The sequence below is a fragment of the Clostridium sp. RTP31139st1_H3_RTP31139_211217 genome (genome assembly GCF_040227035.1).
Lineage (GTDB): Bacteria > Bacillota > Clostridia > Clostridiales > Clostridiaceae > Clostridium > Clostridium saudiense.
Genome location: NZ_JBCOAB010000030.1, coordinates 1 through 18,747, shown reverse-complemented (window position 1 = coordinate 18,747; position 18,747 = coordinate 1). Strand labels below are relative to the sequence as shown.

The 18,747-nt window shown below is 28.5% G+C and carries 14 protein-coding genes and 1 other annotated feature; of the genes, 11 read left to right on the top strand and 3 right to left on the bottom strand.

The features are described from left to right. Window positions 1-11: 11 nt before the first annotated feature. From ABUA17_RS12510 to ABUA17_RS12500, 3 genes are all read left to right on the top strand, one after another. Window positions 12-1,478 carry a class I SAM-dependent DNA methyltransferase gene (locus ABUA17_RS12510; protein ID WP_349818067.1) on the top strand — a complete coding sequence of 489 codons (1,467 nt, stop codon included), beginning with the start codon at window positions 12-14 and terminating at the stop codon, window positions 1,476-1,478. Beyond that, entirely contained in the window at window positions 1,478-3,043 is a 1,566-nt protein-coding gene (locus tag ABUA17_RS12505; protein WP_349818068.1) for a restriction endonuclease subunit S, read from the top strand. Before ABUA17_RS12510 ends, ABUA17_RS12505 begins: the two co-directional genes overlap by 1 nt. 162 nt (window positions 3,044-3,205) lie before the next feature. Beyond that, entirely contained in the window at window positions 3,206-4,282 is a 1,077-nt protein-coding gene (locus tag ABUA17_RS12500; RefSeq protein ID WP_349818069.1) for an HNH endonuclease signature motif containing protein, read from the top strand. Window positions 4,283-4,455: 173 nt separating this feature from the next. Here the strand turns inward: ABUA17_RS12500 and ABUA17_RS12495 are convergent, their stop codons facing one another. Genes ABUA17_RS12495 through ABUA17_RS12485 form a run of 3 tightly spaced genes read right to left on the bottom strand, consistent with a single transcriptional unit; the run spans window position 4,456 to window position 8,368 of the window. After that, window positions 4,456-7,437, bottom strand: a complete 2,982-nt coding sequence (locus ABUA17_RS12495) for an RNA dependent RNA polymerase (RefSeq protein WP_349818070.1) — start codon at window positions 7,435-7,437, stop codon at window positions 4,456-4,458. A 53-nt stretch (window positions 7,438-7,490) separates the two neighbouring features. Continuing rightward, complete coding sequence (locus ABUA17_RS12490) at window positions 7,491-8,222, bottom strand: BRO-N domain-containing protein (RefSeq protein WP_349818071.1); 732 nt, start codon at window positions 8,220-8,222, stop codon at window positions 7,491-7,493. Further along, entirely contained in the window at window positions 8,222-8,368 is a 147-nt protein-coding gene (locus tag ABUA17_RS12485) for a hypothetical protein (RefSeq protein WP_349818072.1), read from the bottom strand. The genes ABUA17_RS12490 and ABUA17_RS12485 overlap by 1 nt, the downstream gene beginning before the upstream one ends. Before the next feature lie 213 nt (window positions 8,369-8,581). Between ABUA17_RS12485 and ABUA17_RS12480 the strand changes: the two genes are divergently transcribed. The 8 genes from ABUA17_RS12480 to ABUA17_RS12445 all read left to right on the top strand — a co-directional run bounded on the left by ABUA17_RS12480 (window position 8,582) and on the right by ABUA17_RS12445 (window position 18,597). Next, complete coding sequence (locus tag ABUA17_RS12480) at window positions 8,582-10,222, top strand: recombinase family protein (RefSeq protein WP_349819620.1); 1,641 nt, start codon at window positions 8,582-8,584, stop codon at window positions 10,220-10,222. 9 nt (window positions 10,223-10,231) lie between these two features. After that, window positions 10,232-10,501, top strand: coding sequence for a hypothetical protein (locus ABUA17_RS12475; RefSeq protein ID WP_242833268.1), 270 nt, complete (start codon window positions 10,232-10,234; stop codon window positions 10,499-10,501). Window positions 10,502-10,521: 20 nt separating this feature from the next. After that, window positions 10,522-10,692, top strand: a complete 171-nt coding sequence (locus tag ABUA17_RS12470; protein ID WP_172676173.1) for a hypothetical protein — start codon at window positions 10,522-10,524, stop codon at window positions 10,690-10,692. Window positions 10,693-10,876: 184 nt separating this feature from the next. Further along, complete coding sequence (locus tag ABUA17_RS12465; protein WP_042401567.1) at window positions 10,877-11,176, top strand: ATP-dependent Clp protease adaptor ClpS; 300 nt, start codon at window positions 10,877-10,879, stop codon at window positions 11,174-11,176. Window positions 11,177-11,179: 3 nt separating this feature from the next. Beyond that, window positions 11,180-13,420, top strand: a complete 2,241-nt coding sequence (clpA, locus tag ABUA17_RS12460; RefSeq protein WP_042401564.1) for an ATP-dependent Clp protease ATP-binding subunit ClpA — start codon at window positions 11,180-11,182, stop codon at window positions 13,418-13,420. Between the two features lie 101 nt (window positions 13,421-13,521). Then, window positions 13,522-13,956 (top strand): hypothetical protein, encoded by a 435-nt coding sequence (locus ABUA17_RS12455; protein ID WP_042401560.1) that lies wholly within the window; start codon window positions 13,522-13,524, stop codon window positions 13,954-13,956. Window positions 13,957-14,083: 127 nt separating this feature from the next. Further along, window positions 14,084-14,314, top strand: a binding site (T-box leader). A gap of 257 nt (window positions 14,315-14,571) precedes the next feature. Next, window positions 14,572-17,214 (top strand): valine--tRNA ligase, encoded by a 2,643-nt coding sequence (locus tag ABUA17_RS12450; RefSeq protein WP_042401556.1) that lies wholly within the window; start codon window positions 14,572-14,574, stop codon window positions 17,212-17,214. 78 nt (window positions 17,215-17,292) lie between these two features. After that, window positions 17,293-18,597, top strand: a complete 1,305-nt coding sequence (locus ABUA17_RS12445) for an MATE family efflux transporter (RefSeq protein ID WP_042402823.1) — start codon at window positions 17,293-17,295, stop codon at window positions 18,595-18,597. The last annotated feature ends 150 nt before the right edge of the window (window positions 18,598-18,747 follow it).

Below are 18,747 nucleotides of genomic sequence, written 5' to 3'. Positions count from 1 at the left end.
AGAGGTAACATATGAGTATAAACAACTTGGTAAAAAGACTACAAGATATAATGAGAAACGATGCAGGAGTAAATGGTGATGCACAAAGAATAGAACAGTTAGTTTGGCTTCTTTTCTTAAAAGTTTATGATTCAAAGGAAGAGTTATGGGAATTTGAAGATGATGATTTTGAATCTATAATTCCTGAAGCGTATAGATGGAGGAATTGGGCAGTTGATAACAAAGATGGTAAAGCTCTAACTGGTGATTCATTATTAGAGTTTGTTAATCAAAAGTTATTTCCAGCATTAAAGAATTTAGTGATAGATGAAACTACACCAATTTTTAAAGCGATAGTTAAATATGCTTTTGAAGATTCTATTAATTATATGAAAGATGGAGTTCTTTTAAGACAAGTTATAAATGTAATTGATGAAGTTGAATTTACTGAATATGAGGAAAGACATGCCTTTAATGATATTTATGAAACAATTTTAAAAGACTTACAAAGCCAAAGGTCAAGTGGGGAATTTTATACTCCTAGAGCAGTTACAGAGTTTATAGTAAATATGGTGAAGCCACAATTAGGACAAAAAGTAGCAGATTTTGCTTGTGGTACTGGGGGATTCTTAGTATCAGCTCTTAAGTATATGGAAGCACAAATTAAAACTGTTGAAGATAGAAAAGTTTATGATAGTTCAGTATTTGGTATTGAAAAGAAAGCATTACCACATCTACTTTGTATAACTAATTTACTTTTACATGATATTGATGAACCCAAAGTAATGCATAGCAACTCATTAGAGAAAAATGTAAGAGAATATAGGGAAGAAGATAGATTTGATGTAATCCTAATGAATCCACCTTATGGAGGAAATGAAAAGGATGCAGTTAAAGTTAATTTCCCAATGGAACTTAGAAGTAGTGAAACTGCAGACTTATTTATGTCTGTAATTATGTATAGATTAAAAAGAAATGGTAAAGCAGCGATAGTTCTACCTGACGGATTCCTATTTGGAACAGATAATGCAAAGGTAGCTATAAAGGAAAAACTATTAAATGAATTTAACCTTCATACTGTTATAAGACTACCTCATAGTGTGTTTGCTCCATATACTTCAATTACAACGAATATATTATTCTTTGATAAAACAGAGCCAACAAAAGAAACTTGGTTTTATAGGATGGACATGCCTGAAGGATATAAAAACTTCTCAAAGACCAAGCCAATTAAGTTGGAGCATTTAGAACCAGTAGCTAATTGGTGGGAAAATAGAGAGGAAATTAGCATAGATGGATTTGATAAAGCTAAAAAATATACTGTTGAAGAAATTAAAGCTTTAGGATATAACTTAGATTTATGTGGATTCCCTAATGTTGAAGAAGAAATTTTAGAACCTGATGAATTAATAAATAATTATAAGGTTAAAAGAGAGAGCCTTAATGCTGAAATTAATAGCATCCTATCAGAGATAGAAGCAATGTTGGGGGTAAAATAATGAAAGCACAAGATTTAAAAAACTCAGTCCTTCAATTAGCTATTCAAGGTAAGTTAGTAGAACAAAATCCTAATGATGAACCAGCGTCTGTACTTATAGAAAAGATAAAAGCTGAGAAAGAGCAACTGATTAAGGAAAAGAAGATTAAGAAAGAAAAGCCACTGCCTGAAATAAGTGAAGAAGAAAAGCCTTTTGAAATCCCTGATAATTGGCAATGGGTTAGATTAGGTGATATAGGTTCTTGGGGTTCAGGAGCGACTCCATCAAGGAGTAATCCAAGTTATTATGGGGGTAAGATACCTTGGTTAAAGACTGGTGAATTAAAAGATGGATATATAAATTCAGCAGAAGAGTTTATAACAGAAGAAGCGTTGAATAAAACTTCAGTAAAGTTGAACAAAGTAGGTTCTGTATTAATTGCTATGTATGGAGCTACTATAGGAAGATTAGGAATATTAAATATTGAAGCAACTACAAATCAAGCTTGTTGTGCATGTAATACATTTACTGGAATATATAATAAATATTTATTTTACTATTTATTATCACAAAGAGAAGAACTAAAAAGTAAAAGTGAAGGCGGAGCACAACCTAATATATCAAAAGAGAAGATTATTAGGCATCTTATGACTTTACCACCATTAGAGGAACAAAAGCGTATAGTAGCTAAAATAGAAGAAGTTTTAGAAAAGATAGAAGAATATGATAAGGCTGAAAAAGAATTAAGTAAACTTGAAAAAGCTTTCCCACAAGATATGAAAAAATCAATATTACAGTATGCAATTCAAGGAAAATTAGTAGAGCAAAATTCAAATGATGAACCAGCATCTATACTTTTAGAGAAGATAAGGGCAGAGAAAGAGCAATTAATTAAAGAAAAGAAAATTAAGAGAGAAAAGCCATTACCTAAGATAAGTGAAGAAGAAAAACCTTTTGAAATTCCTGATAGTTGGGAGTGGGTTAGGTTAGGAGAGTGTGTTAAAAATATTAAAGGTGTAACATTCAAAAAGAATGTAGTAAGTGAAAAATATAAAGATGGATATGATTTCATTTTGAGGGGAGGAAATATTAATTCTCAAAATGGACAATTAGAATTTTTGGACAATATTTATATTCCTAAAGAAATAGTTAATTATGAACAATATATAAAATGTGGTGATACATTAATGGTTGCATCATCAGGTACTAAGAGCTCTATTGCAAAATCTACTTATATTAATAAAGAAATGCTTAACACAAGTGTTGGGGCATTTTTGTATATTATAAGACCAAGTAAATTTGTATGCAGTAAATATATAAATCTACTTATTAGATATTTCAGACAAAAAATAATAAATACAACATCTGGAACTAATATAAGTAATGTAAGCAAGGGTATTTTAGATGCAATGGTTATACCAGTCCCACCATTAGAGGAGCAAAATCGAATTGTTGAAAAAGTAGATAATCTTATGCTTTACTTTGATAGACTTGAAAATACAATCTATAATCAAGATTTAATCAATAAGTTAGTACAACCCAAATCCATTGAAGTATCAGATTTAAAAGAGTTAATAAATAATTAAAAGTAAAAATGAACATGAATTAATATTTATGTTCATTTTTATATATGGCAATATTGAGGAATTATTAGGTAGATTTATAGAAAATAAAATAATAAAATACAAATATAGACAAAAAAGAAACTTTTTGATAAAATATTATTCGCAAATTAAAAGGGGGATAATATGGAGAGGGATAGATATATAAGAGAAAATTATAAAAGAAAACCATTGATAGAATTAGCTAAAGATTTAGAAATGGATTATTGTGATTTAGCATTAAAATTAAGGCAAGATGGATTAATAGATGACATAAATCCATATGATATAAACTATGTGTTAAATAACTTAGAAAATATGAGTTTAAATGATATTGCTAAGAAATTAGGATTGACTAATAATCAAACTGCTAATATAGTAAAAAAGTTTGGAAAAGCAAAGCGAATAAAGCACGTAAGTGAATATACAGAAGATGAAGTAGTAAAGAAATTTAAATATATAATAGAAGAAAAAATAGGAGAGAAGGTTAACGATACCTTAGCATATGATATATCAAGTAAAAAAGTGCAAAATTTTGAAGGGGGTCATGCTTTATTAAAGTGGGCGAATATAGAAAAAGATAAGCATCCAATATATAAGCATTTTTCAGCTTTAGCATATTTATTTAATTTAGCATATCCTGAAAAGTTTAGACCATATCAGTTTAATCATACTAAGAAAACAAAAAGCTATTTTACAAGAAAAAGATACTTAGGAGAACTATTATATATAATTGAGAATAAAATGGGAATAAGTAGGGAAAATATCGCTTTTCTTGTGAATGTCAATGGATTTCTAAATAATCAACAATTAAATTTTTATGGTTTAGCAAGTTTACATTTAGACTTATTTGGAACTAAGGAAAAAATGATAAATGCACTATTGGAACATATTAACCAAGATGATGTTAAAAAAGAAAGTTTTGAATCTACATATAAATTGAAAGAGAAACTAGATAACGAGGGAATTAACAGTAATAAATGCTTCTGTAAGTGGTGTAATAAAAATGATGACGTAGAAATACACCATATGTGTAATAAGAAGGATAGATTTGGTTTGAATCTTAATATAGATGATGTTGAAAATTTAATTCCTTTATGTAAATATCATCATAATATGGTAAGAACAATGACGCTAGATAATTTTAAGCTGGAAAATAAAGAAGAATGGAGAAATATCACTTTGAATTATATTTTAAAATGTGAAACAGATTCTTGTAATTAAGGTAATAAAATTCAGATTTTATAGGTAGAATGGCTATTTTAGTCGCTCTACCTTGTTTTTTTGAATTTTAGAATTAAAAATAATAGACGAATACTAATTTAAAATGAGCTTAAAATTTATTTTTTTGTCAGAATTGATATGAAAAAGAGAGCCATTGCTGACTCTCATGGGGGTTACAGTATTTCATCTATTACTAGAGTAGTGCTTCTAGCTCCGATGTAGTAAGATTTAAGCTTAACGTTTTTGTTAAGTAGTTCTTTGTGGATATGGTCTTTGTAAACTGTGCCTAGCTTTTGTCCACTAAGATGATTAACTATTAACCCATCCTTGCTTAATTCCAAATTAACTATGGGTGGCAGTTCAGTAACACCATCAACTAACTTGCATTTAATAGATTCTATCTCTAGCTTTCTATTCAATTTGTTAGATTCTATTTTACTTATCTTTCCATCAAAATAATTACTGTTTTTAATGCTAACTTCAATTAACTTGTAGCTATCGAATAAACTTATTTCTCCTTCTGAATCTTCTATTAATTGGGATGCTGTTTTGTATTGAAGGGATAGAATAAATTCTAGTGAAGACCAATAGAAGTCTATTATATATCTATTAACATCTTTAACATTTTTACTTAGAAATATCTGAATCCCTTTAGCAACTTCTTCTTGTGAGTAGTTATCAAATACTTCTTTAGCATAAATTTCTTGAGCTAAGCAAGATGCTTTATACATCAATAGTCTTTCCTCAGGTGAGTATTTAAATTCATAATCTAGTAGCTTTTCACCAAAGCCACCTGTTTTACAGATAGTCTGTTTTCTATAATTATTTTCTTTTTGAAATTTATCATAGTTACGTTGAATCATATTACTTACTTCAAGAGCTCTACCTTCATCGGCAGATAATACTAGAGCTGTTACAAAAGTATCAGCCATAATTGGAGTATCATCATTAATGTATAAATTAGAATATCTCATAACTTTAGCATGAAGACCATGGTATTTTCTTTCTATGTTATTTGGAGCTTTAGTCATCTCATAAGCATAGCCACTAATAATTGATGGAGTATCTTTACAAACTTTCCAATGGTAGTTTTTATCGGGAAGCAATGGAAAGAAGCTTGGCTTTTCTTCATAGCCTTTTATAAAGTTATTCATTTGTTCTTCTGTTACAGCCTCCAATGTCTTAGGAGAATCTATAGCTTTCATTTGTAGAACTATTCCTTCACATAGTTTTTTATCAATGCTATGGAATCTATCTATATAGTGTTGCTTTCTTTCAACTTCACTCAGACTCCATAATGATTTTAGATTTTGAATATCTAAATTTAAATCTTTAACTTCTTTGTTAGTTACGAAAGTACCATCAGCTTTAAAATATCCATACTCCTGAGCAGTATCACCAATAGTAGAGCTTGTTATGGCAAGTTGACCTATTTTATCACCTAATACTTTGAGATTGCAATAAACTCTATTTTCATCAGTGTAGACCATAGGAACGCTTTTACCATCTTCCTTATTGACAAATAATAGACCATCAGCAGGAGGAACAACGCTATTCATTAATATTTCATTATTAGAAACTAATAGAATATCTCCATCGAAATCACAACCTGATTTAATCATTGCATCAATTCCTCTTTGATTAAAGATAATCATTTCATTTGTAAAATTGCAATACTTATCATAAGCAGGAGCTTGTACCAAGATTTCATTTGTAATCTCTTGATAAGAAGCTAATGGAAATCTAGCACAGAATCTTTTTCCGATTTCTCCTTTTACATAAAACTCGCTAGGAACTAATCCACCAGTAACCTCATTTAAATTTCCAATGGTGTTATTAGCTTTAGTTTGAGCAACACAATAATCTAAGAATAGTAGTGGGTCTGCTACAGCAACTTTGAAATTAGAATCATTAATGTAAAATTTCCCCGAAGCTAATTCGGCTGTCTTTCTTTTCAACATAGTAACTAAGCTTTTTTTTATAGTTGGTACTTTAATATATTTATCAAAATCCAATTGTAGTAGCTTAGAGATTTTATCAGCTTTATTAACTACAGTTTCTTTTACTTCTGTAGTAGCTTCATCGACACTACTATTAGAGATGATTTTAAGGAACTCTAGAACAGCATTTTTATCACCTTGGTACACTTTGTAAAGGAAATCTTTTGTTGGTTTTGCTAACTCAGCATACTCATGGGGAGTAATAGCTAACATTGTAAGCAGTTGGTAAGATGTTGTTGCAATTTTTTTAGCTTCTTTCTTGGCTACTTTAGTTATATATAAACAATCTGTTAAATGTGAAAATTTCTTATCTTGGGAATTATAATAGTCTTCTTGGGAGTCAAACCATCCACACCATTTAGCCATACTTTCATTTATAATAATAGAATCTTCTTTAATAGCTCTAGGAATACCCCTATAGTCAATGATAGTCCTTGTACCACCATGAAATTCATCTAAGTAACCAAGTATATCTACATTGGTGATTAAGCCTTTAGTTGCCATACTACTTCTGATTGTAATCCAACTAGGTATATAATCCATCTTAAGCTCATGCTTTATCTTTTCGAATACTAAGTTACCTGCAATTCCACATCCATCAAAGGCTGTTACTTTTAAAATACAATCATCACCTTGAGCTTTAACTAATTCATTGGAGCTGTTGAATATCTTAATATCATTTCTTATAACTGAATAATCAACATCTTTAACAATTATGAAATTAGGAATAATATTTGTCTTATAGCTCCCTGAGAATAGAAGACTGAATCTTGCTAAAATATCTTTATTGATGCAAAGCTCTTTTCCTTTTTGTTTCTCCAATCTATCTGCTGATACTATTCTTTCAATTGCCTTTAGTGCATTTTTAAGTAGAGCATCATTCTTGGCAATGTAATATCCTTCATTCTTTTTCATTTGGCTAGTTGTTGCGATATAGAACTCGTAGTCAATACCATCAATTACTACGTCATTGTAATTATCTTGAGTTATTCCAACAACTTTTACTAACCAAGGTAGATGAAATCCTTCGGTTAATTTAGTTCCTGCTAATTCACATAGGATATGAATGAATTGACTTTCATCCATTGTAATATCTCTCTTTTGTTTAGTTGATAAGTTGTATTCTTTAATTGTAAATTGGATTTTCTTCTTCATAAGTTTATTACCTCTTTTCTTTAAGTTTTATTATTAGTAGGGGAATTTATCCCCTAGTTTTTTAATACATAGATTTCTACATATTCTTCTCCAAAACCATTTTCTACAGGTCTTTTGATTAACATCTTAGTAAATTTTTCTCTATGAGCATGAACTTCTTTAGCAGTTCTAAAGAACCTATTGGCTATTATCTCAAATAACTCGGGTAGATGTATCTCTTTACCATATGCTTGGTAAAGCTGTATAGTTTCATATGTGAAGTCTATTACCTTATTATAGAAAATTATTGATTCATTATTTAGTAAATAGTGGTCTTGTTTACAATGTAATTCGTTAGGGGTTAGCTCTAAGCTCACTAGGGAATAGATAAACATATCTAAGTTCATTGCTGTCTTTTCACTAACCAATTGGTGATAGTTATGGTGAACTTTTGCAGATTCCTTTCTAACACCTGTAAAAAAGAAATCTTTTTCTTTTTTTCTTTGCTCTTTTAATAATCTCTTAACTTCCTTTTTCCATTTCTTAGCTATTAGCTTTCTTGATTGCATTAGCACTTCATATAATCCATCTTCACTTAAAAACCAAGCACTATAAGCATTGTTTAGAGTGCCTATTTGTATTAATTCTTTTTCTTCATCATCAACTTTACTTAACATCATAGAAACATTACTATGCTCAATCCATTCAGCTACTTCTTTTGCTAAGAAGTAAGGTTGTTCCCATGTTCCATATACAGTTAATTCTTTACCACAATAGTTAGTTGTTGATATTTTATTTATTATCATTATTTATTACCTCCATTTAATACAAATTCTTTTACCAGTGTTTGAGTTATCAAGGCTGAAACAGTGATATTTAATTCATCTGCCTTTTTCTTTAATAGGTCTGCTAATTCTTCTTTAGCTCTAAAGTTAACAATTTTTGTTTTCATATTTTACCTCTTTCTTATAAAACAATGTTTTACATTATAATTAAAAATTTTTGGAAGCTTAATTTGCTTTCAAGTTATTATTGCCAACTAGTTTTGGAAATGTAAAAGATTGAGGAAGAAAAAATAAAAAAATTCAAAATCTCAATTTACGATATATGTACCTAAATGATACAATAAAATTAATAACGTAAAAGTGTATGGAGGAAATATAAAATGGAAAAAGTATGTGCTTATTGTAGAGTTTCTACAGATTCAAAGGAGCAGGAAAGTAGTTTTGAAAATCAAAGGGCATATTTTGAAAGAGAGCTTTCCAAAGAAAATGGATTTAATTTAATTAAAATATACGCTGATAAAGGATTAACAGGAACTGTATTTGATAGAGAACAATTTTTAGATATGTTATATGATGCAGGATTAGATTATCAAACAATAAAAGGTAAGTTAATATTTACTACATCTGATAGAGAGCCATTATTTAAATACATATGTGTTAGTAATACTAGTAGGTTTGCAAGAAATATATTGATAGTTGATATAATAAGAGAATTGAGGAAAAAGAAGGTCTATATAAAATTCATGGATTGGGGGAAGTCTACTGAAGATGATGATATAGATTTAACCTTAAACATATTTCTTTCTATGGATGAACAAACATCAAGAGATATATCAAGTAAAGTGAGAAATGGATTTAAAAAACTTGCTCAATCTGGGGATAAGGTTTTAACTAATCCTAAAATTTATGGATATAATTATGATAAAAAGGAAAATAGATTGATAGCAATACCTGAAGAAGCTGAAGTGGTAAAGCTAATATTTGAACTATCATTAAAGGGTGAAGGTAAAAGACGAATAGCTAATTATCTAAATGAAAATAACATTTTAAGGAGAGGAAAGCCATTTAGTCTAAATGGAATATCTAGCATATTAAGAAACGTAAAGTATGCAGGTTACAATAATCCATTACAATATCGAACGACAGGAGTATTCGAAGGTGATAAAAGAAGTATAACTAGAAATAAAGATGTAAATATTGTTAAATCAGATAGAATAGAAGCAATAATAGATATTGAAACTTTTAATAAGGTACAAAGTATTAAAGAAAGGAATACAACAGAAACAACTAAAAGAGGACTAAATAGAGGAAAGTCTCCTTACAGAGGTAAGTTTAAATGTCAATATTGCAATAGTAATTATAATAGAAACAAAGATAGAGGATATACTTATTATGTATGTGCAAACAGACGAAGAAAAAGTAGTTCTTGTTCTTCACCTAACATAAATGAAGAACTATTAGAAAAGTTACTTGATAATAAATGTACAAGTTTTATCGAAGATGTAAAAAACTTTAGAGAATCTATTAAAGAAAAAATGGCTTTAATTGTAATGGAGTTGCAAGACAGTTTATTAAAAGGTGACATAAGTGTTAAAATTAACAAATTAAATCAGCAAATTACTAAATTGAAAGAGAAAGAAAATAAATTGTTAGATTTGTATTTAAACTCAGCTATTGATAAAGATGTACTTGAGCTAAAGCAAGTTGAGATTTCAGAAAATAAAGAGATGTTAAAAAGTGAGCTTGAAATATTAAAAAATAATGAAAAGACATATGCAGAGCAATCAAGTTTTGTAAATTATTATTATGAATATTTAGATAAGTTAATAACTAAATACTCTAATGGTATAAATAAGGAAGATTTGTTAAAAGAAACAGTGAATTTTTCGTTAGATATGGAGAAAAATATAGTTGTACAATACAAATATATGGAGGTATTTAATAAAATGATAGATATTTATAATTTACGAAAAATGTACTCTAAAGCTAAAACTTATGACCCTACTGATTTTAAGATATAACAAAAGGTAGTGATTATATTGGAGAAATATGATTATGTATTTAGATGGCTAAAAAAAGCAACAAAGCCAGAAAGGCATATTGAAGAAATGGAGACATTTGCAAAAAAACATCCAATAATATTTATGAAGTTTCATAAAGAATCTAGTTCAATAGTAAAATATGATGAAAATGATTCTAAATATATCAAATCTAAAGAAGAGTTAATAAAGTTATTCAACCAAAATGAAGAAGAATTCAAACCGGTTTTGGAAGCAGTTAAAAGTAAATTTAATTATTAATTATTTAAGAGGTAAGATTTATGGATAATAATAAAAATAGGATGAAAGACAGACCTAAGTCTAAAAATGAATTAAGAAAAATTGATCCAACTGGAAATTCAGAAGTTGGTATAGAAAATGGCGAAAGAATAGGAGCTCATGCTCATAATAAAAAAAGCTATAAAACTTATGAGTGGATGCAAGATAAATAATAATAAAGAGTTATAATAAAATTAAAGGTTAGATTTGTGTCTAGCCTTTAATTTTGTTATAAAAGAAAATAAAAATTATTATTGCTATAATATTAAAGTAATGGTGTAATATTGATATTAAATAATATCATTTATATAATTAGTATTAAAGAAATTAAAAGAATAAGTATAGGAGAAATAAGTAATGGAGAACGGTGTTGCAACAATAAATAAAGAAAAACTAAAAGTAAAAAAGCCAAGTCTTTATAAAGTTATTATGCATAATGATGATTTTACAACCATGGAGTTTGTAGTAGAAGTGCTAAAAACTGTATTTAATAAAGATATAAATACATCAAATAAAATAATGATGGATGTTCATAAAATCGGAAGAGGAATTGTAGGAGTATATCCTTATGACATAGCAGCAACAAAAGTTGCTATTGCATTGGGGATGGCTAAGGAAGAAGGTTTTCCTTTTAATATTACAATTGAGGAGGAATAAAAGGTGGAAATTTCAAGAGAAGTTAATGAGATTATTTTAAAGAGTTATGATTTTGCAAAAAGCAATAAGGATGAGTTTATAACAGCTGAACACTTATTATATGGAATTACTTTTGAAGATAGATTTATAAATGCTTTAGAGGAACTAAATTACAATGCAATAGATTTAAGAAAAAAGTTAGATGAATATATTAGTGAATATATTGAAGAAGGAAATACTGATAGCCCAGTAGAAAGCTATAGTTTTCAGCAAGCAATTATAAAAGCTAGTGAACAAGCCATATTTTCAAGTAAAAAAAGTATTACAATGGAGCATTTAATTTCTGCAATATATGATTTAGAAAATAGTTATGCTTCATTTTATTTACAAGAAGAAGGAATAGAAAAAAGAGATTTATTATACAAGCTTTGTCATGAAAATTATAATAATGATGATTATATTAGTGAAGGATTAATTTCAGAAGAAAATGAAGAAATTGATAATGAAATAAATGTAAATAACAAAAAAGATTTAATTAAAACATTAACTGTAAATTTAAATGAGCAAGTTAAAGGTGAAAATTCTGATCCATTAATAGGAAGAGAAGAAATTTTAGAAAGAACAATACAAATATTATGCAGAAGAACTAAGAATAATCCAATTCATGTAGGGGAGCCAGGGGTTGGGAAAACTGCAATAACATTAGGATTAGCAAGACTTATAAATAGTGGTAATGTACCTGAAAAGTTAAAAAATGCTGAAATATTTTCATTAGATATTGGAGCTGCATTAGCAGGGACAAAGTATAGAGGAGATTTTGAAGAAAGAATCAAGAAAGTTTTAAATGAAATAGAATTGCATGAAAATCCAATTGTGTATATAGATGAAATTCATAATATTGTTGGTGCGGGAGCTATAGATGGTGGAGCTTTAGATACTTCAAATCTTTTAAAGCCATATTTAGTAGGAGGAAAAGTTAAATTTATTGGTGCAACAACTTTTGATGAGTATAAAAAGTATTTTGAAAAAGATAAAGCATTAAGTAGAAGATTTCAAACCATTGAAGTAAAAGAAACATCAATAGAAGAAACTATAAAGATAATCAATGGATTAAAGTCAAATTATGAAAGCTATCACAATGTAAAATATACTAATAATGCAATTAAGATAGCTGTTGAATTAAGTAGTAAATATATAAACGATAGATTTTTACCAGATAAGGCTATAGATATTATTGATGAAGCAGGAGCATATGCATCAATGAATAGAAGTGATTTAAATGAAGTCTTAATAGACGAAAAAGTTATTGAAGATGTTATTTCAAGAATATGTCATATACCTAAAAATACTGTTGAAAAAGATGAGGTTTCATCATTAAAGGATTTAGAAAAGAATCTTGAAGGGAATATATTTGGACAAGATAAAGCAATACATGAAGTGGTTAGATGTATTAAAATTTCAAGAGCAGGATTAAATAATGAAAATAAACCAATAAGTTCATTACTATTCGTTGGTCCGACGGGAGTAGGAAAGACCGAAGTAGCAAAGACTTTAGCAAATAGTTTAGGAGTGAAATTAATTAGATTTGATATGAGTGAGTATGCTGAAAAACATGCAGCAGCAAAACTAATAGGTGCGCCTCCAGGTTATGTTGGATACGAAGAAGGTGGATTATTAACAGATACTATAAGGAAAAATCCATATTGTGTTTTATTATTAGACGAAGTAGAAAAGGCTCATCCTGATATATTAAATGTTTTACTTCAAGTTATGGATTATGCAACATTGAGTGATAATCAAGGAAGAAAAGCTGATTTTAGAAATGTTATACTAATAATGACTTCTAATGCTGGAGCTAAAGATATTGGTAAAAGTGTTATTGGATTTGGTGAAAGGGTTATCCAGGGAGAAGCAATTATGGAAGAAGTTAAAAAGTTCTTTACTCCTGAATTTAGGAATAGATTAGATAAAATAGTTGTATTTAATCACTTGAATAAAGAAATGGCATTAAATATTGCTAGAAGAGAATTAAATAAATTTAATGAACAGTTATTAAAGAAAAATGTTAAAATTACCTTTGATGAAGAATGTGTTAAATTTATTGCTAAAAATGGAACTTCTCAAGAATATGGAGCAAGAGAGATTATTAGGATTATTAATCAAGAAATTAAACCAATGCTTGTTGATGAAATTCTTTTTGGAAAGTTAAGTAATGGAGGAGAAATAGCTGTTACTAATGTAGATGGTAAATTTATTTATAGTTAATAGTTTAATATATTAAATAAAAAATACTTTTTAAATACCCTCATATGTTTTAGCTTATATTAATATAATTAATATAGTTAAGGATATATGGGGGTATAAAAATGGATAACGTATTAAATATTGAGAAGTGTAAAATTTGTGGTGGATTAGTTAGAATAGAAAATAATGGATATTCAATTAGTAAACTTTGTACTTGTTGTGGGTATTTTTATACTAAAGAGAAATTTAGTAACGAACATAATTGTAATTGTGTAGAGTGCAATGAAAACAAAAAGAGTGAATTAAGTGTAGTAGAATACCTACATCCATGTGGTGCGTATAAGTTAGTTACATTAAGTGGGGTTGCAAAGTCTGGAACTTTAGGTGAAAACTTAACAGAAGATCAAGTCTTAAAAATGTTTAACTTTAGTGATACTTCTAGACTAGATATGAATAAAACATATATTAATTATAGAGATATAGAAACAAATGAATTTAAAATAATTTTTGGAAATGGTAAGCCTGAAAGTTATGATGAGTTTGTTGGAAAACTTTAAATCAATTTGTTTATAAATTTATATTAGTGGATATAATTTTATATAAAGTGATAAATATTAATAAAAATTTATTAGAGATTTGTTGACAATGGTAAGAAAATATCATAATATAAAAACAAATAAATATTAAAAAACAGTGATAAAGAGGAGTAAGGAATAGGACGTATTAAGAGAGGAAGGTCTAGGCTGTAAGCCTTCTATATGAAATATCCTGAAGGTAGCTTTTGAGTTTCTTTGGTGAAATAGTAGTAATCAAAGACGGCATTCTAGTCGTTATATAAATTAAGAGCCTATAAGAAGTAAAATGTTAATTTACTTAGTAGGAATAAAGGTGGTACCGCGAGTCTTCGTCCTTTTTTAGGATTAAGGCTCTTTTTTTATGTTGCTTTCTGATATTTTCTAAATATACAGAGCAAAGGTACAGAGTTAAAAATAAAATTATGGATATTATAATTAAAGTAATACTATTTCCATGAAATAAGTATGATTTTAATCTTTAAATAAATAGATTTAATGATAATATTTATAAACTAGAAAAATTTTGATTTAAATTTGTAAAGTGGTCTTTATATAAGAACTTTAAATATATAAAAAACTATTCAGGAGGTTTTATTGATGGAAGAAAAGAAGAATTTAGCCACAACGTATAATCCAAAGGATTTCGAAGAAAGAATTTATAAAACATGGGAAGAGAAAAAATATTTCACTCCTGTTGTTGATAAAACTAAGAAGCCATTTTCTATTGTGATGCCACCACCAAATATAACTGGTAGACTTCACTTAGGTCATGCTCTTGATAATACACTTCAAGATATGCTTATAAGATTTAAAAGAATGCAAGGTTACTGTACTTTATGGTTACCTGGACAAGACCATGCTTCTATAGCAACTGAAGTTAAAGTTGAAAATGAATTATTAAAGCAAGGTTTAGTTAAAAAAGAAATGGGAAGAGAAGCATTCCTAGAAAAAGTTTGGGAATGGTCTGATGAATATAGAGGTCATATAAGAGAACAACTTAAAAAAATGGGTGTTTCTGCTGATTTCTCAAGAGAAGCTTTCACAATGGATGAAAACTTAAATAAAGCTGTAAGAACAGTATTCGTTAAATTATACAATGAAGGACTTATATACCAAGGAAATAGAATAACTAACTGGTGTCCAAAATGTACTACAGCATTATCAGATGCAGAAATTGAATATGAAGAAAAAGAAGGTAGCTTCTGGCACATTAACTATCCATTAGCAGATGGTTCTGGATATTTAGAAATAGCTACTACAAGACCAGAAACATTACTTGGTGATACTGCAGTAGCTGTTAATCCAAATGATGATAGATTTAAGCATTTAATTGGTAAAACATTAAAGTTACCTTTAACAGATAGAGAAATTCCTGTTGTAGGTGATGATTATGTTGATATTGAATTTGGTACAGGTGCAGTTAAAATAACTCCAGCACACGATCCTAACGACTTTGAAGTAGGTAAAAGACATAACCTTCCAATAATAAGAGTAATGGATGACCATGGTGTAATAAATGAATTAGGTGGCAAGTATCAAGGATTAGATAGATATGAAGCTAGAAAGCAAATGGTTAAGGATTTAGAAGAACAGGGATTACTTGTTAAAGTTAAACCTCATACTCACAATGTTGGAACACATGATAGATGTGGAACAGTTGTTGAACCAATTGTTTCAAGACAATGGTATGTTAAGATGGAATCTTTAGCAAAACCTGCTATTGATGTTGTTAGAAATGGAAAAACTAAGTTTGTTCCTGAAAGATTTGATAAAATATATTATAACTGGATGGAAAATATCCAAGATTGGTGTATTTCAAGACAATTATGGTGGGGACATAGAATACCTGTATTCTATTGTAATGATTGCAATCATATGATGGTTGAAGTTGATGCGCCATGTAAGTGTTCAAAATGTGGATCTGAAAATATAAGACAAGATGAAGATGTACTTGATACTTGGTTCTCATCAGCATTATGGCCTTTCTCAACTTTAGGTTGGCCAGAAAAAACAGAAGATTTAGATTTCTTCTATCCAACTAATGTTTTAGTTACTGGTTATGATATTATATTCTTCTGGGTTGCTAGAATGATATTCTCAGGAATACATAACATGGAAGAGACTCCATTTGATACAGTATTAATACACGGTATCATAAGAGATGCTGAAGGAAGAAAAATGAGTAAATCTTTAGGTAATGGTGTTGATCCACTAGAAGTTATTGATGAATATGGTGCAGATGCATTAAGATTCATGCTTGTTACTGGAAACTCTCCAGGTAACGATATAAGATATATTCCAGAAAGAGTTGAAGCAGCAAGAAACTTTGCTAATAAGATGTGGAATGCATCAAGATTTGTTATGATGAATCTTGATAAAGAAGTAATGGATAAATATGCTGATTGCAAAGAATATAGCTTAGCTGATAGATGGATATTATCTCAAATGAATACTTTAGTTAAAGAAGTAACTGAAAACATGGAAAAATATGAGTTAGGAATTGCACTTCAAAAGGTTTATGACTTTATGTGGACTGAATTCTGTGACTGGTATATAGAACTTGTTAAACCAGTATTCTTCAGTGATGATGAAAAAGCTAAAGGAGTAGTTTATAATGTATTATACACTGTATTAACTACAGGATTAAAATTATTACATCCAGTAATGCCATTTATCACAGAAGAAATATACACTACATTAACAGATGGAGAATCTATAACAATTTCATCATGGCCAGAATATGCTGAAGATTTAGCAGATAGTAAAGCTGAAAAGGATATGGAATTTGTTATTGAAGCTATTAAAGGATTAAGAAATGTTAGAGCTGAAATGAATGTACCACCATCAAGAAAAGCAAAAGTAATTTGCTATATTTCTGATGAAGCTAAGGAAGCATTTAATGCTGGAATTCCTTATATGGAAAAGCTAGGTTCAGCTTCTGAAGTTGAATTCATAGATGATAAATCATTAGTTCCAGAAAATGCAGTATCATTAGTAGTTAAAGGTGGAGAATTATTTATGCCACTTTTAGACTTAGTTGATAAGGAAAAGGAACTTGAAAGATTAAATAAAGAAAAGAAAAAATTAGAAGGTGAAGTAACAAGAATAGAAAAGAAGCTTTCTAATGCAGGGTTTGTATCTAAAGCACCTGAGGCAGTAATTGCTGGTGAAAAAGAAAAGCTAGTTAAGTATCAAGAAATGCTTGATGCAGTATTAGTTAGAATAGATACTTTAAAATAGTTATAAATTTAATAATGCAAGTGACAAGTTAATATAATTTGTTGCTTGCTTTTATTTATAAAATGATTGGGGGGTATTATGAATCTATTAAAAGATAATGTATATAAGTTGTATTTTAAATATTTCTTTCCAACTATGTGTGCAGCTTTATCTACTTCAATATATATATTATTTGATACAATATTTATTGGACAAGGGGTTGGGAGTTTAGGGCTAACAGCATTAAATATAGCATTACCAATTTACTCAATTTATTTTGGAACTGGACTTTTAATTGGTATTGGTGGTTCAACATTGATGTCTATTGAAAAGGGGAGAGAAAGAGAGGATAAAGCTCAAAAGATATTCACTTTATCTTTTGTATTTGGATTGATATTAGCTATTATTTATACTATTGTTGGTTTTGTTTTTCTTGAGGAAATTGCAGTGATTCTTGGAGCAACAAAGGAAGTCTTACCGTTAGTTAAGGAATATATGATAGTTGTTGTATTTGGTACAATTCCTTTTGTAATGGGTAGTATATTAGCACCGTTTATTAGAGCAGATAAAGCACCTAAAAAAGCTATGTTTGCTGTGATTTTTAGTGGGGTCTTAAATATAATATTAGATTATATTTTTGTATTTCCTTTAAAAATGGGAATGAAAGGTGCAGCAATAGCAACAGTTTTTTCATATACTATTAGTTTTCTTATTTTATTAACACACCTTTTATCAAAGAATAATACATTAAAGTTTAAAAGTGGTTTTTATAAATTAACCAATGTAATAAGAATAATAAAATGTGGATTACCAAGTTTATTTATAGAGGTATCATTGGGATTTGTAATATTTATTTTTAACATACAAATACTTAAAATTATTGGAGATGATGGGGTAACAGCTTATAGCATTATTTCAAATACTGGAATAATTGCAGTTGCACTATTTAATGGAATAAGTCAAACAATTCAACCATTAGTAAGTATTAATGTTGGTGCAAACTTGAAAGATAGAGCACTTATATTTAGAAAATTAGGATTAGTTACGGCCTTAATTATTGGAGTAGCATTTTTTATACTATGTATATTGTTTCCAGAGCAAATAGTTAGAGTTTTTGTAAAGCCTAGTAAGGATGTTTTATCAATTGCAATTAATTCAATTAGAATTTACTCAACAGCTTTTATAATAATGGGGGTAAATATGGTAACAGGAGCATATTTTCAATCTATAGAATTAGCAAAGGAGTCATTTATAATTGCCTTTTCAAGAGGACTTTTATTTGTTTCTATTTGTGTATTTATTTTGCCTATTTTCTTTGGAATCAATGGAGTTTGGATTAGTGTTCCTATAGGAGAAGTATTAACTTTAATTGTAGTGTTTATTTTAGTAAAGAAAAACTCTTAAATGTAATATGTAAAATAGATATATTTTACATATTTATAATGGAATTTTATTCATATTATTAGAAAAGCATATAAAATGGGGCTGTCGCACTAAATAATTAGTGCGAGGCCCCTTTTGCAAAAAAAAAATAAATCCCAGACTCTATAAGCC

What these genes read in the sequence shown, in the direction of transcription:
- ABUA17_RS12470 (WP_172676173.1), top strand. Translation starts at nt 10,522, where the DNA reads ATGGATAATAATAAAAATAGGATGAAAGACAGACCTAAGTCTAAAAAT.
- ABUA17_RS12455 (WP_042401560.1), top strand. Translation starts at nt 13,522, where the DNA reads ATGGATAACGTATTAAATATTGAGAAGTGTAAAATTTGTGGTGGATTA.
- ABUA17_RS12450 (WP_042401556.1), top strand. Translation starts at nt 14,572, where the DNA reads ATGGAAGAAAAGAAGAATTTAGCCACAACGTATAATCCAAAGGATTTC.
- ABUA17_RS12505 (WP_349818068.1), top strand. Translation starts at nt 1,478, where the DNA reads ATGAAAGCACAAGATTTAAAAAACTCAGTCCTTCAATTAGCTATTCAA.
- ABUA17_RS12445 (WP_042402823.1), top strand. Translation starts at nt 17,293, where the DNA reads ATGAATCTATTAAAAGATAATGTATATAAGTTGTATTTTAAATATTTC.
- ABUA17_RS12485 (WP_349818072.1), bottom strand. Translation starts at nt 8,368, where the DNA reads ATGAAAACAAAAATTGTTAACTTTAGAGCTAAAGAAGAATTAGCAGAC.
- ABUA17_RS12510 (WP_349818067.1), top strand. Translation starts at nt 12, where the DNA reads ATGAGTATAAACAACTTGGTAAAAAGACTACAAGATATAATGAGAAAC.
- ABUA17_RS12480 (WP_349819620.1), top strand. Translation starts at nt 8,582, where the DNA reads ATGGAAAAAGTATGTGCTTATTGTAGAGTTTCTACAGATTCAAAGGAG.
- ABUA17_RS12490 (WP_349818071.1), bottom strand. Translation starts at nt 8,222, where the DNA reads ATGATAATAAATAAAATATCAACAACTAACTATTGTGGTAAAGAATTA.
- ABUA17_RS12500 (WP_349818069.1), top strand. Translation starts at nt 3,206, where the DNA reads ATGGAGAGGGATAGATATATAAGAGAAAATTATAAAAGAAAACCATTG.
- ABUA17_RS12465 (WP_042401567.1), top strand. Translation starts at nt 10,877, where the DNA reads ATGGAGAACGGTGTTGCAACAATAAATAAAGAAAAACTAAAAGTAAAA.
- ABUA17_RS12495 (WP_349818070.1), bottom strand. Translation starts at nt 7,437, where the DNA reads ATGAAGAAGAAAATCCAATTTACAATTAAAGAATACAACTTATCAACT.